Consider the following 16643-nt stretch of genomic DNA (forward strand, 5'->3'; position numbering starts at 1 on the left):
GGCGAGCCGCTGGTGCGCCAGGACCTGGAAGAGTTGATCCACGCCGCGCGGGAGCTGGGCTACTACACCAACCTGATCACCTCCGGCATCGGCCTCACTGAGGCGCGCATTGCCGCCTTCAAGGACGCCGGGCTGGACCATATCCAGGTCAGCTTCCAGGCCGCCGACGAGGAGGTGAACAACCTCTTGGCCGGCTCGCGCAAGGCCTTTACGCAGAAGCTGGCGATGGCCCGCGCGGTGAAGGCGCAGGGCTACCCGATGGTGCTGAACTTCGTCACCCACCGGCACAACATCGACAGCATCGAGCGGATCATCGAACTGTGCCTGGAGCTGGAGGCGGACTTCGTCGAACTCGCCACCTGCCAGTTCTACGGCTGGGCCGAGCTGAACCGCGCCGGGTTGCTGCCGACCCGCGCCCAGCTGGAACGGGCCGAGCGCATCACCAACGAATACCGGGACAAGCTCGCCGCCGAGAAGCATCCGTGCAAGCTGATCTTCGTCACCCCGGACTACTACGAGGAACGCCCCAAGGCCTGCATGAACGGCTGGGGCAGCCTGTTCCTCGACATCACCCCGGATGGCACCGCGCTGCCGTGCCACAGCGCCCGCCAGTTGCCGGTGCAGTTCCCGAATGTGCGCGAGCACTCGCTGCGGCATATCTGGTACGAGTCCTTCGGTTTCAACCGTTTCCGTGGCTACGACTGGATGCCCGAGCCGTGCCGCTCCTGCGACGAGAAGGAAAAGGACTTCGGCGGTTGCCGCTGCCAGGCCTTCCTGCTCACCGGCGACGCCAGCAACGCCGACCCGGTCTGCGCCAAGTCGGCACACCACGGCCAGATACTGGCGGCCCGGGAAGAAGCGGAGCATGCTCCTCGCACCCTGGAGCAACTGACCTATCGCAATGAGCGCACCTCCAAGATCATCTGCCGCGGCTGAGATTCGCCCCTTTGGTTTTTGGGACAGCGACTGGAGCGCTGAGAACGCGGTAGCGGCAAGCCGCGATTTCGCCGAACTGCGCTGTGGCGTGGCCGGCCTGTTCTGGAGCCTGTTCGACCCCGCCGATGGCCGCACTACCCTGTGGCGCTGGCAGGGTGGGACAGCACGTTGCCTGACGCCAGACGGCTTCTCCCTGCGTAGCCGGGTTTATGAGTACGGCGGCGGTGCGTTTTGCCTGTTCGACGAGGGCGTTGCATTCGTCAACGAATCCGACCAGCAGCTCTATTTCCAGTCATTGTCTGCTCTGCCGCGCGGCTTGACTGTCGATCCCCGGCGCCGCTACGGCGACCTCCAGCCATCAGGCCATTCAGTGCTGGCGGTGGAGGAAGAGCAGGGGACGCATCGCCTGGTGGAGATCAGCCTGGCAGGCTCGCGTCAGGTATTGGCCGAGGGCGCTGATTTTTACGCTGCCCCGCGCATCAGCCCGGACGGCCAGTCCCTCGCGTGGATCGAGTGGAGTCGCCCAGCGCAACCCTGGACGGAAACGCGGCTTTGCCTGCGCCGCCGCCAGGACAATGGTTGGGGCATGGTTGAAACGCTCGCTGGGGGGGAAGGCGGTGAGTCCCTGCAGCAGCCACGCTTCGATGACGAAGGCCGTCTCTACTGCCTGAGTGACCGTAATGGCTGGTGGCAGCCGTGGCGGCTCGACGCCCACGGCTTCCGGGCAATGCCCGCGGTGTTGGCGGACCATGCGCCGGCACCATGGCAGCTGGGCGCCTGCAGCTATTTGCCAGATGTTGGGTTGCGGAGCTGGCTGGTCGATGGGCAGGGTTATCTGGCCGCCGGCGATGGCCTGCCATTGGTGCCCGACTACAGCCGTTTCCGTCAGTTGGCGGCGGATGACAGGCACTACTACTGCATCGCCGCCGGGTCTCAGAGCGCCAGTGCCGTGTTGGCTATCGACCGCGCAAGTGGTTCGCGGCAGGTCCTGGCTGGCGGAGGTTCGGGATTGCCGGCCGCGGGTATTTCCCGCCCGCAGCCGCTGCGGTTTGCCGCAGCGGCGGGGGAGTGGGCCCATGCATTCTTCTATCCGCCGTGCAACGAGCACTTCCAACCTCCAGGAGGTCAGCTCCCGCCGTTGCTGGTGTTCTGCCACGGCGGGCCCACTTCCGCCTGCCAGCCGGTGCTCGATCCGCGCATCCAGTTCTGGACCCAGCGTGGTTTTGCCGTGGCAGACCTGGATTACCGCGGCAGCAGCGGCTATGGCCGCGCCTACCGGCAGCGCCTGGCAAATGGCTGGGGCGAGCTGGATGTCGATGACGCGAAGGCGCTGCTGGCCCATCTTTCCAGCCAGGGGCTGGTGGATCGCGACAGGGCTTTCATTCGGGGCTCCAGCGCTGGTGGCTTCACCACGCTGCTGGCATTGGTCGGAGAAACACCTTTCCGAGGCGGCGCCAGCTACTACGGTGTGAGCGACCCACTGGTATTGCGCCAGAAGACTCACAAGTTCGAGGCCGATTACCTGGATTGGCTGATCGGCGATCCTGAACAGGACGCTGAGCGCTACCGGCAGCGTACGCCGGTGCTACGGGCGGGCGAGATCGGTGCGCCAGTAATCTTCTTCCAGGGCGGACAGGACGCGGTGGTGGTTCCGGAGCAGACCGCCAGCATGGTCGCGGCGCTGCAAGCGGCCGGACGGCAGGTGGAGTGCCATGTCTATCCCGAAGAGCGTCACGGCTTTCGAAAGGCCGCCAACCTGTCCCACGCGCTGGAGGCGGAGCTGGGGTTCTATCTGCGGCTACTGAATGCTTGAGAGACGGCAACCTTGTGGGCGGGATTTCAATCGCCAAGCAGACCGCAGGTCTGCCCAACGAGCCTCCTGGGGCCACTTCATTGCCCTTGGTGAATGAATTCGCCTACACACCGGTAAGATCCCACCTCCGGCAGTATGGGGAAGCCATCCAAGGTCGGATTGAAATGCTCCGCGATTCCAGTACGCTGAATCCTACTCACCCGATAACTACAAGAAAGAGCCGTTTGATGCGTCACGATATCAGCTCGCTTCGCAAGTTCGTTTCTCCCGAGATCATTTTCGGCGCCGGTTGCCGGCACAATGTCGGCAATTACGCCAGTACCTTCGGCGCGCGCAAGGTGCTGGTGGTGTCCGACCCCGGCGTACAAGCCGCTGGCTGGGTCGCCGATGTGGAGGCCAGCCTCCAGGCGCAGGGCATCGATCATTGCCTCTACACCCAGGTATCGCCCAACCCCCGCGTGGAGGAGGTGATGGAAGGGGCCGACTACTACCGCACCATGGGTTGCAACGTGATTGTCGCCGTGGGCGGGGGCAGCCCCATGGATTGCGCCAAGGGCATTGGCATCGTGGTCGCCCATGGGCGCAGCATCCTCGAGTTCGAAGGGGTGGACACCCTGACCGTGCCCAGTCCCCCGCTTATCCTGATCCCGACCACCGCCGGCACCTCGGCCGACGTTTCGCAGTTCGTGATCATTTCCAACCAGCAGGAACGGATGAAGTTCTCCATCGTCAGCAAGGCGGTAGTGCCCGACGTGTCGCTGATCGACCCGGAAACGACCCTGAGCATGGACCCGTTCCTCTCTGCCTGTACCGGCATCGACGCCCTGGTTCATGCCATCGAGGCCTTCGTTTCCACGGGGCACGGCCCGCTCACCGACCCCCACGCGCTGGAAGCCATGCGCCTGATCAACGGCAACCTGGTGGCGATGATCGCCAATCCCCAGGACATCGCCCTGCGCGAGAAGATCATGCTCGGTAGCATGCAGGCCGGGCTGGCCTTCTCCAACGCGATCCTCGGCGCCGTGCATGCCATGTCCCACAGCCTGGGTGGCTTCCTCGACCTGCCACACGGCTTGTGCAACGCGGTGCTGGTCGAGCACGTGGTGGCCTTCAACTACAGTGCTGCGCCGGAACGCTTCAAGGTGATCGCCGAGACTTTCGGCATCGATTGCCGTGGCCTGACCCACAATCAGGTGCGCCAGCGCCTGGTGGAGCACCTGGTGACCCTGAAGCGCGCGGTGGGCTTCCATGAGACCCTCGGCCTGCAAGGTGTTGGCACTTCGGACATTCCGTTCCTTTCGCGCCACGCCATGCACGACCCTTGCATCCTCACCAACCCGCGCGAATCCAGCCAGCGGGATGTCGAGGTGGTGTATGCCGAGGCCCTCTGACGACCCACGCGAGGCGTTGACCGGGCTGCTAGGCCTGGGCAGTCACTCCGCGCGCAAGAGTCATTACCCAGAACTGCTGGCACGCCTGGAGGAGCTGGAAGCCGAGCGCAACCGCTACCAGACCCTCAATGACGAACTGGAGCAACGCGTGCTGGACCGCACCCGCGAACTCCAGGCGCTGAACGAGCAGTTGCGCGAGGCACGGGACGCGGCCGAGGCGGCCAACCTGAGCAAGGACAAGTACCTGGCCGCTGCCAGCCACGATCTGCTGCAACCGCTGAACGCTGCGCGCTTGCTGGTTTCCACCCTGCGCGAGCGCGACCTGCCGGCGTCCGAGCATCAGCTGGTGGAGCGCACCCACCAGGCGCTGGAAGGGGCTGAGGACCTGCTGACCGACCTGCTGGATATTTCCAAGCTGGACCAGGCCGCGATCAAGCCGGATGTGGATGTCTATCGACTGGAGGAGGTGCTGGGCCCGTTGGCCTCGGAGTTCGAGAGCGTCGCCGAGGCCGCCGGGCTGGGGTTGCGCGTGCGCATTCCGCGCCTGTGCATCAGCACGGACTTTCGCCTGCTGACGCGTATCCTGCGCAACTTCCTCAGTAATGCCTGCCGCTACACAGTGCGCGGACGCGTCCTGATGGGCGCCCGTCGCCGTGGTGACCATTTGCGCCTGGAGGTCTGGGACAGTGGTCGCGGCATTCCGGAGGACAAACTGCAGGCGATCTTCCTGGAGTTCAATCAGCTGGACGTCGGTCGTGCAGCGGAACGCAAGGGCGTGGGACTGGGCCTGGCGATAGTCGATCGGATTGCCAGCATGCTGGCGTATCGGGTTGAGGTGAAGTCGCACTTGGGGCGAGGCTCGGTGTTCAGTATTGAAGTGCCACTGGCCAGGTCGCAACCCGAGGCGAGAGCCCTCGGGGAGCCACGTTCCGTAACCGGCGATCCACTGCCCGGCCAGCGCCTGTTGGTGGTGGATAACGAACCCGACATTCTCGAAAGCATGTCGGCGCTGCTGGGGCAGTGGGGGTGCGAAGTGATGACCGCCACTGACCTGGCCACCGCCCAGCAAGTGCTGGAAGATCAGGCGCCGGACCTGATCCTGGTCGACTATCACCTCGACCACGGCATGGTCGGTTGCGATGTGATCCTGGCCCTTCGCCAGCGTTTCGAGCGGCAGGTCCCGGCGGTGATCATCACCGCTGACCGTAGCGACCAGTGCCGCCGCAAACTGCAGAAGCTCGGTGTGCCGCTGCTGAACAAACCGGTCAAGCCGGGCAAGCTGAGGGCGGTGATCAGCCAACTGATCGGCAATGCGGGCTGACGTGGTGATATATCCACCGAGTCCGTTGATCCACCTTTTTCGGCCAGAGGTGCTCGACGGTCTGTAAAAAAGCGGTGGATCAGATTCCGTGTGCTTGAATCAACCTTACCGGCGTAGCCACGCAACGAGTCCGACGAGACGCGATCATGATGATCGATCTTCGTCCGCTCCTGCGTTGAAGCCGCGCCCCGCGACAGCCCCTCGCCGAATGCCAACGATCGGCAGGGCAGACAACGCGCTCCCCGGAGTTCGCTGAGCAACCTGAGGCTACGGCCTCGAGCAGCAGGGGGTCAGATGATGCTTCTTATGCTGGACTGGGCGGCAACACAGGCTCGCCCGCGCTGGGGAAACTGCTGCGACGCCTGTGCGCAGCACAAGGTGGGCCCTGACTCTTCCAGGTTTCCCGCTCGTCCTTTCTCTGAATCGAGCGGCAGCTAGATGACCCGGCCGGCGGCAAGGTCGCGCTGGCAGTTCCTGAGTCTGGTGATGCCGTACTGGAACTCCAACGGGAAATGGAAGGCGCGCGGCTACACCCTGGCGTTGCTTGTGCTCACCCTGGCCCAGGTCGCATTGGTGATCTGCCTGAACTACTGGAACCGGGCGCTGTTCGACGCGCTGGAGGCCAGGTCGCTGAATCGCCTGATGGTCCAGATCGGTACCTTCGTGGTGATCCTGCTGCTGACCGTGGGCGTCACTGCGCTGCACATGCGGGTCAAGCGCTGGCTTCAGCTGGACTGGCGCAAATGGCTGACGGCCAGGGTTCTCGACAAGTGGATGGCGCACGGACATCACTACCAACTGCAATTGACCGAAGGGGAGCATGACAATCCAGACGGTCGCATCGCCGAAGACATTCACGTCTTTACCGAGAGCTCGATTTCCCTGACTCACTCGCTGGTTTACTCGCTGCTGATCTTCGGCAGCTTCGCCGACATCCTGCTGACGGTCACCGGCAGTGCCAACTTTCCCGGAACCGCGTTGATGGTGCCCGGCTACATGGTGATTCTGGCGGTCGCCTACGCCGGCGCCGGTACGATCTTCGGCATGCTCCTCGGCCGCCCGCTGATCAGGGCGACCAACAGGTTGCAGTCCGCGGAGGCTGATTTCCGCTTTGGCTTGGCTCACGCCCGGGAAAGCTCCGAGTCCATTGCGCTGATGCAAGGGGAAGCGGCCGAGCGCCAGCAATCTTCAGTGCATTTCGCCGAACTGGGTCAACGCTGGTATCGCCAGACCCGCGCCTATCTTGGAATCGTGTCGTTTTCCTCGGGCTACGGCGTGCTCTTGCCGGTATTCCCGATCCTGATCATGGCGCCCCAGTACGTCGCCGGAAGCATGACGTTGGGGGTGCTGATGCAGGCGGCGCAGGCATTCCAGCAGCTGACTTCGGCGCTGTCCTGGCCAATCGACAATCTTGCGGAACTGGCTCGATGCCGGGCATCGGCGGATCGCGTGATGAGCCTCTACAGCGACCTGGTGAGCCTGGAAGAGCAGGGCAACGAAGCGCAGGCGCACCGGATCAATCTGGCGCAGTCGCCGAAGACGGAAATGGTGCTGCGTGACCTGTGCATTTCCAACCCTGACGGACAGGTGCTGATCGAGGGGCTCAACGTCGTGATCCAGCGGGGAGAACGGGTGCTGATATCCGGCGATCCGACGATCACCATCGGCCTGTTCAAGGTCATGGCCGGCTTGTGGCCATGGGGGCATGGCGAGGTCTGGCTACCGGCGGGGCCGGCCATGTGCTTCTTGCCGCAGCGCCCCTTCCTGCCCGTTGGAAGTCTGCGTGCGGCGCTCTGCTATCCGCATCCGGCCGAAACCTACGCCGTCAGCGCAATGCGCGCTGCCCTTGAATGCGCGGGGATCGCCTGGCTGGCAAAGCGCCTCGAAGACGTCGAGAACTGGCAGAGCGTGCTACCACTGCGCGCCCAGCAGCGATTGGGTATCGCCCGGCTGATCCTGCATCAGCCCGCCTGGGTGTTCATCGAGGAGGCCACCAGTGCCTTCGAGCCCCAGGGCGAGGAATACCTGATGGACATGCTGCATCGCGAATTGCCGGATACGACGTTGCTGGCCATCAGCTTCCAGGCCGGCCTGGAGCGCAACTACCAGCGCAAGTTGCTGCTCAATCACCTGCCGAACGACGCGGTGGTCGGCTATGGCACACCGCTGCGTGCACTACGAAAAAACTGACGGTAACCAACCGCGCTGGACGCATTCACGGAAGCACCAGGCCGGTGTGGTTTCCGTCTTGTAGCTCCAGAAGAACCAGCCTAGGTATTTTTCGAAGGTCAGTAGCTGGGCGGCGGCGTAGCCCCGATAGGCTACGTCCTGCTGGAAGCGGTCCATGTGCTCCAGCGCGTGGTTGAACGGCCCTTCGGCCCAGAGCGAAACCACTTTCAAGTCGAGCCCCAGGCTCCACTCGCCGCAGTACGCCGGAATGCCCAGCTGCTGGATGATCGCATCGGCTTCGGATTTCCACTGGCCACTGGCCTTGTGCACATGGGTGTAGATGTCGCTGTCGATGTCGCCGCGCTCGAAACACTGGTAGCGGTGGATGTCGAAGACCACGTTGGCGAATTCCGGTGCCTGCATGAATCCCAGGTACTGCTCGAAGGGGCGGAAGCCGTCGTGGAAGACCACGCTGACCTTATCCGCGCTGCAATGCCGGCGAATACGCTGGTACGCGTCGACGTTGTAGCCCTTGAGGTAATCGGTCGGCACATCCCAGCGCGGTTCGTTGAGGACTTCGATGGCATGCAGGGCCGGATGGTCGTGATAACGCTCGGCCAGGCGCTCCAGCACGCTCAGCGAATGGGCGCGGTACTCGTCCTGGGTGTGCCATTCGCAGATGTCCTTGATACCGCCATTGTCGAAGCCGTTCTGGCAGCCAGGAGCGGCATGCAGGTCAAGCACGATTCGCAGGCCGAATTCATCAGCCCAGGCGAAGGCCCGGTCAAGCACCTCGATGCCGCCTACGACGAAGGGGTGGCGGATTTCACCGTACTTGGAGTGGTAGGGGTAATCGGGCCCGAATATCCAGTGGCCGAGGGGGATTCGTACAGCATTGATGCCGTGCTCGTGCAGCCAGGCGAAGTCATCGCGGGTAACGAATGTTTCCCAGTGCCGCTTCAGTCTCTCCGGAGCTCGTGCGCCCATTTCGGCGCACCAGGTCGTTTCGTCGGTAGCCTCCAGCCCTTCGAACAGGCTGGGGGTCATCCATTTCTCCAGAACCAGCCAACCGCCCAGATTCACTCCGCGCAGTTTCTGGTGGGGATTGGCCTGAACGGAATTCTGCTGCGCCATGACTGCACTCCTTTGAACGGCAGGAACCGAGCTTCTGGAATTCTTGCGAATCGCCCTTGCAAGCCTAGGTCATGAGCGGGAGGCCGCCAGGCCCATTGGTGACGACAGCAAGGCACACCCTGTCGGGAAGGCGCCTTAGCTGATCGTCTCGTAGGGCAGGCCGACGTAGTTTTCCGCGATGGTCTTGCGGCCCGCTTCGGAACCGACGTAGTAGTCCAGTTCGGTCTGCTGCATGCGGCGGCCGAAGGCGTCGGTTTCCGGGAAACGATGCAGCAGGGAAGTCATCCACCAGGAGAAACGCTCAGCCTTCCAGATGCGCCGCAGGCAGATGGCCGAATACTGCTCCAGCATGTCAGTGCGGCCCTCGCCATAGACCTTCACCAGGATGCGGAACAGGGTGTTCACGTCGCTGGCCGCCAGGTTCAGGCCCTTGGCACCGGTGGGAGGAACGATGTGGGCGGCATCGCCGAGCAGGAACAGGTGGCCGTACTGCATGGGTTCCACCACGAAGCTGCGCAGCGGGGCGATGCTCTTCTCGATGGAAGGCCCGGTGACCAGTTTCGCCGCGGTCTGCTCGGGTAGACGGCTCTTCAACTCGTCCCAGAAGCGCTCGTCGCTCCAGTCTTCGACCTTTTCCTCGGCAGACACCTGCACGTAGTAGCGGGTGCGGGTGGGCGAACGCATGCTGCACAGGGCGAAGCCGCGTTCATGGTTGGCGTAGATCAGCTCGTCATGCACCGGCGGGGTATCGGCCAGCACACCCAGCCAACCGAAGGGATAGACGCGTTCGAACTCCTTGAGCACGCCAGCGGGAATGGATTTGCGCGATACGCCGTGGAAACCGTCGCACCCGGCGATGTAGTCGCAGTCGAGGCGTACGGTTTGGCCGTCCTGCTCGAAGGTGACGTAGGGTGCGGCGGACTTCAGGTCATGGGGCAGGACGTTGGCAGCATTGTAGAAACTGCGCGCACCGCAGGCTTGGCGGGCTTCCATCAGGTCACGGGTGACCTCGGTCTGGCCGTAGATCATCACGCTCTTGCCGCCGGTGAGGCTCTTGAGATCGATGTGTTCGCGACGACCGTCGAAGGCCAGCTCGAAGCCGTCATGCACCAGGCCATCACGGTCCATACGCTCATTGACACCCGCTTCGCGCAGCAGATCGACCATGCCCTGTTCCAGCACACCGGCGCGGATGCGGCCGAGGACATAGTCCGGGCTCTGGCGTTCGATAATGACGTTGTCGATACCGGCGTTGTGCAGCAACTGGCCGAGGAGAAGGCCGGAGGGGCCGGCGCCGATGATGGCGACCTGAGTCTTCATTGTTGTTGTCCTCTCGAAGGGTTCCGGGGGGCCGGCGCAACGCAGTCGCGGCTCACCTCGTGTTGTGGTTGGCCTGTATTTTTTGTGGATGAGCATCCGCTTTGAAGGCAATATCCAACGGCATTCATGGATTTTTCGTGGATTCATGTCGTTGGAGGTTCGATGATCGAACAGACCTATTCCCCCGTACCGGTCTTCAAGCTCTATGGCGAGACGTCCGCCTGGCCGACGCCGGACTTGATCCACTGGGAGTCGATCGAGTCGCGCAGCCGCCTGCACGAATGGGAGATCAAGCCGCACCAGCATGGCGACCTGGTGCAATTGCTCTATGTGCGTTCTGGCCGTGCGGAGTTGGAAGTGGAGGGGCAGGTGAACCGGGTCGACTGCGCTTCGCTGCAGGTGGTGCCGGCCCTCTGCGTACACGGTTTCCGCTTTTCCAATGACGTCGATGGCCACGTGCTGACCCTCGCGCTGCCACTGGTGGAGCAGGTGGCGGGGCTGCTCGACAGCAATGCGTTGCTGACTCCGGCCTGCTTCGCCGCCGGCGACAGCCAGCCCTACCTGGACACCTTGTTCGAAGCCATCAGCCGCGAATACGCCCAACACGCGCCGGGACGGGAGCTGATGCTGCAGTCGTTGATCAGTGTGCTGCTGGTGTGGATCGGCCGCTGCTCATTGGCCCGGTCCCAGTCAGAAGCTCAATATCAGGACCGGGGGCGGCTGCACCTGCAGGAGTTCACCCGGTTGTTGGAGAAACACTTCCGCGAGCATCTGCCCATTGAGCATTACGCGCAGCGCCTGGGGATCAGCGCTGCCCACCTGAATGCCCTGTGCCGGCGCCTGGCCGGACAGTCCGCGCTGCAGATGATCAATCAGCGGCTGTTGCTGGAGGCCAAGCGCTGCCTGGTGTACACGGCGATGACCATCATCCAGGTGTCGGACAGCCTGGGATTCTCCGAGCCGGCTTACTTCTCCCGATTCTTCAAGCGCGGAACGGGGCAGTCGCCGAAGGAATTCCGCATTTCCCGTTGAAGCTTTTTGTAGGAGCGAGCTTGCTCGCGAAAGGCTCTTCTCTGGGCTGTTCGCGAGCAAGCTCGCTCCTACGGATATGGGGCGCCGGGGCATTTCAACCCTGGTACCGCCGCGCTATCAGGTGATCGATGGACAACACCCCCGGCCCCTGGCTGACCAACAACAACAGGCTGGCTGCCCAGACGCCGTGGGTAGGGTAGGCGTCGGGATAGACGAAGGTCTGGATCACCAGGGTCATGCCCAGCAAGGCCAGGGCGGAAAAGCGCGTGGCCAGACCGAGCAAAATCAACAGAGGGAAAAAGTGCTCCGCGAATGCCGCCATATGAGCAGCCAGTTCAGGTGAGAAAAAGGGGAGGTGGTACTCGTCGGTGAACAGTGGCACTGCGGATGCGGAGAGATGCGGGATGCCCAGCTCGAAGGTGCCGTCCACCAGGTCGATAACCAGGCCCTCTATCTTGGTCTGCCCGGATTTCCAGAAGATCGCGGCAATGGAGAAGCGCGCGACGAAGGCCACCAGGCTGTAGGGAATTCGCTTGCACAGTTCGATGGCCTGGACTACCAGCTTGGCCGGCAGGTGGCTGTAGTGGATCTGGATGGTGGCGTTCATGGCATCTGACTCCCGCAGTGGAGGGTGAACCGCGTAATGGCTCCGCCTGCCAGCAGGCAGGCGAGGGTGGAACCGAGGTCGAAATCGGTGTCGACGGTCAGCGCGGCGCCCACGGCCGAACCGAGTGGGCTGCCCGCGCGCAGGGCCTGGATGAAGACCGTTGCACCGGAGCTGATACGGCTGACTTCCACCTCCAGGCCATTGCGCAGTACCAGGGCGCATTCGGGCTGAGCGGGATCGACTGCAGTCAGTTCGAGCAAGCCCTGGTGGGCGGCCCAGAGCGAGGCGATGGCGAAGTCGGAGCCGATTACCGCCACCGACGGGTGCAGCCAGAGTTGCATGCCGGGCAGGAGCTGCGGATCGGCCAGGACGGCGGCAAGGCCGGCGCTGTCCAGCGGTGGCAGGTCAGCGGCGTGGTAGGCATGCACCTGGGCCAATTCCAGCCGTGCCACGTCAGCGAGGTAAGGCAGCCCGGCAGCCGGTGGGAAAGTTGCGATGAAGGCGGGAAAATCCTCGCCGTAGTAAGCCAGCAGGGGGGAGCGCGGTGGCGCAGCTTGTACATGCAGGCGCGCCATCCCGGTAAAGAACTCGTCCCCCACCAGTTGCTTCACCACCGGGAATGTGTCCGCCAGCGCGTTGATCAGCGAGGCCAGAACGTTGTTGCGATAAACCGCGAAACGTCGCATCGGATCGGAGCCGTTCCATGTCGCAAGGCCGGGCGGACAGTCTGGATCAGGAGCGAGCAGCGCAGTGGCGAAGGCATCGACGTTCATGCCGTCTGCTCCTGTCTCAGCCGCTGCTCGGCACGATCGGCCTCGCGGACCAGAACGTCCAGGGCGGGAATGTCGTTATCCCGCTCGATCAGCGTCGGCAACGGGCCGAGACGTTCCAGGGTTTCGTCATAAAGGGCCCAGACTGCGTCATCTACCGCCGATCCATGATGGTCGATCAACAGGCGCGCACCGGTGGCATCGCAATCCTCGGCGAACCCCGCCAAGTGGATCTCGCCAACCGCATGCAAGGGCAGGGCATTCAGGTAGGTGCGCACATCGCGGTTGTGGTTGATGCACGACACGTAGGCATTGTTCAGGTCCAGCAGCAGGCCGCAGCCCGTGCGTTTCACGACCTCGCTGATGAACTCGGCTTCTTCCAGACTGGAGTCGCTGAACTCCAGGTAGGTAGCCGGGTTCTCCAGCAGCATCGGTCGTTGCAAATGGTCCTGGACCTGGTCGATGTGCGCGCAGACTCTTGCCAGGCTGTCTTGATCGTAGGTCAGTGGCAGCAAGTCGTTGAGAAAGTAGTCGCCATGGGTCGACCAGGCGAGGTGCTCGGAGAATGACGCTGGTTCATAGCGCCGGAGCAGCGTGGCCAGGCGATCGAGATGGGCCGTGTCGAGGGGCTGGCTGGCGCCGATGGACAGGCCGACACCGTGGATGGAGAGCGGGTAATCCTCTCGGATCAACCCCAGGTAATGGTGGAAAGGGCCGCCTTCCACCATGTAGTTCTCTGCGTGGATTTCAACGAAGCCGAGGGCCGGGCGGGCATCGAGCAAGTCCCGGTGGTGCTGGGACTTCAGCCCGATTCCGGCCCGCGCCGGCAATCGACCGGCAAGAGCCAGGAGCAGTGAGCACGGAGTCATGGCGCGAGCTCCTGCCGGTTATGGTCAGCTCTTTTTCTCTTCCTTGAAGGCTTGCAGCTGGCCATGTCCGGTGGGCGAAGTGGGGGACGCGGTCTTCTCGCAGGTGCCTGCCGGGACGTACTTCCAGGCGTTGCCCTGGTAGTCCATCTTCGCGGTACCTGCGCAGGAAGTGCCGGCGCCGGCAGCGCAGTCGTTCTTGCCTTTCATGGAGACGCCGAAGCACTTCTCGTTGTCGGCGGCCTGGGCACTCACAGGCGCCATGGCCAGGCCAAGAGCGGTGCTCAGGGCAAGGGCGAGGCCGGTTGCGGATACGACACTGGCAGTCGGGGTTTTCATGGTTGTTCTCTCCGTTTCTGATGGGTCGATCGGGGCGTAGTGCCCAAGGGGGGCGGGGCATTCCCGGTTGCCCGGGCGCTGGAAGCACCGCCTTCGAAACAGGAGACAGGGAGCGAGAATCGGCGTTACATCCCAGGATAGGTTTTTTCGTCAGTCGTTTCCCAGGCGGCGTAACGCACCCGTCGTCAGGCGGGTGCGGTTGCGCGCTGATAGGCCGTCGCCACCATCGCTGTATCGACATGGTTGATGGTAGCGATGATGCGCTCGGCGTCACATAGGGCCGGTGCCATGGTCCAGCGGTTGGTGCGGTCGTTGCCGATACGGAGCATGCCGATATGGCTGGTGAGATCGTCGTCCACCTCAGGCACGGGATCGTAGAAACCCAGGCCGTAGCGTAGGCGACGGATATCCGCTTCCTTGCCGGTGAGGAACAGCCAGCCGGGGCGTGCACCCTGGCGTTCGGCGTAGTCCTTGAGGACCTCGGTGGTGTCCAGCGCAGGCTGCAGGCTGATGGAGTAGAGGAATACGTCGCGGCCCAGGCGTTCGCCGAGCAGGGACTGGAGCCTGCGCAGGTTGGCGATCATCGCCGGGCAGCTGCCTTCGCATTGGACGTACATCATGTTGATCGCCACCACTTTGCCGCGCACCAGGTCGCTGTAGAAACGAAACTGGCGGCCGTCATGGGCTTGCACGGGAACATCAGGGAAGCGGCTTTCGGCCTGGCGCGTCGTTGATGGTGACTTCGGCGCAAGGCCGTAACCCAGGGTGCCGCCAACGGCGGCCAGACCCAGCCCGCCGATTACCATGCGTCGAGTGTTCATGCGCGGCCTCCCGGAAGCGGCGCTTGATTGCGCGCCATGCCGCTGTTGGGCGACGGCCCGCTGGTGTCCAGTTCGATATCCCAGCGAGCCATCATGGCGTGGTCTTCGTGGATCAGGTTGTGGCAATGAATGGGGTACTTGCCGAGGAAGTCACGAAAGCGCAGGAATACCCGTACCGTCATATCCTCACCAATCACGAAGACATCCTTGCGTCCCTGTTCGTGGAGCGGTACCGGCACGGCACGGCCGAGCACCGTCTTGCTGATGATGCGACCTTCCTCGAAGTGAATGTGGATGGGGTGGTCCCAACCATCCTCGGGGTTGACCAGCTCCCACACTTCGGCGCTGCCCTGGCGTATACGTGCGTTGACCTGGTTGGGGTCGAAGAAGCGCTCGTTGATGGACCACAAGCCCTTGTCGCGGTCGAACACCCAGCGTCGAATCGGTGCCGCGGCGATCTCTTCGGCAGTGAGTGGGCGCAGCTCGCGGAGCCGATCGGGCACCTGGCTGATATCGGCTTCGGGGGGCATGCGGTCGACGATGAGCTTGAGCACCCGCACACCGGGTTCGCGAACGTCCTTGGGCTGTCGGGTGTCTTCAGGCTTGTGCGTGAGGCGGTTGACCAGGTAGAGCTCGGTTCCCAGCGGGTAGACGGAGAAGTCCACCACGATGTCGCCGCGCTCCGCCACACCCAGGCGGACCCGCGTCTGGTTGCGCAGCGGTGCCGGAAGCAGGTTGCCGTCGTTGGCGATGTAGGTGAAGCGCTGGTCGCGGCCACGGCGATCCACCAGATAGAACTCGTAGAAGCGGCTCGGGCCACTGTTGAGCAGACGCAGGCGGTATTTGCGCGCGGCGACCCGGAGGACGGGTTCGATGATGCCGTTGACGGTGATCTTGTCGCCCAGCACGCCTTCCGGGCTGACCTGGTCCCAGAACAGGGTGCCGTCGGGCGCGAAGCGCTTGTCGCCAAAGTCCAGTGGATAGTCATACGGATGACTGGGAAGGCGCAGCGCCGATGGGTTGGGATCGTGCTCGTCGCCGGAATCGACGTCATCGAACAACAGGTAGAAACCGAGCAGGCCCTTGTAGACGTTTGGCGCGGTGAAATCCATGGTGTGGTCGTGATAGAAGAGCGTGCCCAGGGCCTCGCGCGGGTCGCCGATACCATTCTGGAACTCATCGAAGCCGGCGTAGATGTTGCCGTACAGGTGGTCGAGGAACTCCCCCGGAGCGGACAGCGTCGGACCTGCCTTTGTCGCGCTGTAGAAGTCACCGGGGAAACCGTCGCTTTCCGATCCGGTGTGGGCGTTGTGCAGGTGGGTGGCAATTTCCGGTGAACCGAATCCCTGGTGGTCGGGCGGCAAGCCATTGCGGATACGCACGACTATGGGCTCGCCGTAGCGCGCGAAGATCACCGGCCCTGGTGTCATCGGTTCCGCTTCGTTGCCCTGGAAGCCCCATATCGGCTGACGTGGGTAGGCGTCATTGAACAGCCATTCCGGGTTCTCCCGTGCCGACAGTTCGTAGGTGACCCTGAAGGCCAGTTCGGCCCAGCGCTGATGCGCCGCCCGGCCGGCCTCTCCGGCTGCGGCGTTGGCCCGCTCGGTGGGTGCGGGAGTCAGGAGCACGGGGGCCAGCGGGGTGATCCGTTCCGCCAGTTCGAGGGTCCAGGGAATGGTGGGCGGACTGGGCGGGATGACTGGAAGGACCTCTTCCTCTTCGTCGTCCTTGCCGAGGCTTCCCAGCGGGTGCCCGATGAGGGGGGCGGCCACTGCCGCTGAGGCTAACTTGAGGAAGGTTCTGCGGGAATCGGCGGACGTGAGTTGGATGGGGTAGGGCCTGTTCATGAGACGCCTCCTCCCCCAGGGGATTCTTGTTGCTCAGGGGCTGGAAATACCGATGTGCTTCGTGCCGTAAGGGAGTGTTGGGGGTTCCGTCATGCTTCTGGAATTCCAATGACGATATCACTATGAAATTGCTGTCAGTCAAAATAATGACAACTGGCTGGGCAGCCTTCGTGAACTGCGTTTCACTGCGCTTCGTCGCGTCTCTGGCCCTCCTGTCAAAGCCAGTATGGCGGCGTCTTGACTCCTGCCCCCCGGTTACGAAACTCAGGCGGCAGGG

At 63.3% G+C, this 16643-nt stretch carries 14 protein-coding genes; 6 read left to right on the forward strand and 8 right to left on the reverse strand.

Going from position 1 to position 16643, the window contains the following annotated elements; all coding sequences use genetic code 11:
- From pqqE to E8E75_RS11215, 5 genes are all read left to right on the forward strand, one after another.
- Positions 1–936: pyrroloquinoline quinone biosynthesis protein PqqE (gene pqqE / locus E8E75_RS11195; RefSeq protein ID WP_280358752.1), on the forward strand; the 936-nt coding region annotated here is incomplete at its 5' end.
- The gene (locus E8E75_RS11200; protein ID WP_280358754.1) at positions 902–2749 is read left to right on the forward strand and encodes a S9 family peptidase; all 1848 of its coding nucleotides are present in this window, start codon (positions 902–904) and stop codon (positions 2747–2749) included. The genes pqqE and E8E75_RS11200, both read left to right, overlap by 35 nt.
- Before the next feature lie 227 nt (positions 2750–2976).
- Entirely contained in the window at positions 2977–4140 is a 1164-nt protein-coding gene (gene ercA / locus E8E75_RS11205) for an alcohol dehydrogenase-like regulatory protein ErcA (RefSeq protein ID WP_120650975.1), read from the forward strand.
- Positions 4124–5461, forward strand: a complete 1338-nt coding sequence (locus E8E75_RS11210; protein WP_280358755.1) for a hybrid sensor histidine kinase/response regulator — start codon at positions 4124–4126, stop codon at positions 5459–5461. Before ercA ends, E8E75_RS11210 begins: the two co-directional genes overlap by 17 nt.
- Before the next feature lie 438 nt (positions 5462–5899).
- Positions 5900–7651 carry an ABC transporter ATP-binding protein/permease gene (locus tag E8E75_RS11215; RefSeq protein WP_120650977.1) on the forward strand — a complete coding sequence of 584 codons (1752 nt, stop codon included), beginning with the start codon at positions 5900–5902 and terminating at the stop codon, positions 7649–7651.
- On the opposite strand, the gene E8E75_RS11220 is transcribed toward E8E75_RS11215, so the two are convergent.
- Together E8E75_RS11220 and pobA are read right to left on the reverse strand one after the other, a co-directional pair.
- A complete protein-coding gene (locus E8E75_RS11220) occupies positions 7637–8764 on the reverse strand; it encodes a glycoside hydrolase family 5 protein (RefSeq protein ID WP_120650978.1) in 1128 nt (375 codons plus the stop codon). The two genes, E8E75_RS11215 and E8E75_RS11220, sit on opposite strands and share 15 nt — an antisense overlap.
- Before the next feature lie 135 nt (positions 8765–8899).
- On the reverse strand, positions 8900–10084 hold the full coding sequence (gene pobA / locus E8E75_RS11225; RefSeq protein ID WP_280358758.1) for a 4-hydroxybenzoate 3-monooxygenase: 1185 nt from the start codon (positions 10082–10084) through the stop codon (positions 8900–8902).
- 162 nt (positions 10085–10246) lie between these two features.
- On the opposite strand from pobA, the gene E8E75_RS11230 reads away from it, so the two are divergent.
- The gene (locus E8E75_RS11230; RefSeq protein WP_153920127.1) at positions 10247–11116 is read left to right on the forward strand and encodes a helix-turn-helix domain-containing protein; all 870 of its coding nucleotides are present in this window, start codon (positions 10247–10249) and stop codon (positions 11114–11116) included.
- Between the two features lie 94 nt (positions 11117–11210).
- On the opposite strand, the gene E8E75_RS11235 is transcribed toward E8E75_RS11230, so the two are convergent.
- The 6 genes from E8E75_RS11235 to E8E75_RS11260 all read right to left on the reverse strand — a co-directional run bounded on the left by E8E75_RS11235 (position 11211) and on the right by E8E75_RS11260 (position 16366).
- Complete coding sequence (locus tag E8E75_RS11235) at positions 11211–11723, reverse strand: DoxX family protein (RefSeq protein WP_280358760.1); 513 nt, start codon at positions 11721–11723, stop codon at positions 11211–11213.
- Entirely contained in the window at positions 11720–12496 is a 777-nt protein-coding gene (locus E8E75_RS11240; protein WP_280358762.1) for a DNA-binding domain-containing protein, read from the reverse strand. The genes E8E75_RS11235 and E8E75_RS11240 overlap by 4 nt, the downstream gene beginning before the upstream one ends.
- Positions 12493–13362, reverse strand: coding sequence for a DUF692 domain-containing protein (locus E8E75_RS11245; protein ID WP_280358765.1), 870 nt, complete (start codon positions 13360–13362; stop codon positions 12493–12495). Before E8E75_RS11245 ends, E8E75_RS11240 begins: the two co-directional genes overlap by 4 nt.
- A gap of 24 nt (positions 13363–13386) precedes the next feature.
- Entirely contained in the window at positions 13387–13698 is a 312-nt protein-coding gene (locus E8E75_RS11250) for a DUF2282 domain-containing protein (protein WP_120650984.1), read from the reverse strand.
- Positions 13699–13883: 185 nt separating this feature from the next.
- Positions 13884–14519, reverse strand: a complete 636-nt coding sequence (locus E8E75_RS11255) for an SCO family protein (RefSeq protein ID WP_120650985.1) — start codon at positions 14517–14519, stop codon at positions 13884–13886.
- A complete protein-coding gene (locus E8E75_RS11260; RefSeq protein WP_280358768.1) occupies positions 14516–16366 on the reverse strand; it encodes a multicopper oxidase domain-containing protein in 1851 nt (616 codons plus the stop codon). The genes E8E75_RS11255 and E8E75_RS11260 overlap by 4 nt, the downstream gene beginning before the upstream one ends.
- Between the last annotated feature and the right edge of the window lie 277 nt (positions 16367–16643).

This window comes from Pseudomonas sp. BN606, from assembly GCF_029873115.1.
Classification (GTDB): Bacteria; Pseudomonadota; Gammaproteobacteria; order Pseudomonadales; family Pseudomonadaceae; genus Metapseudomonas.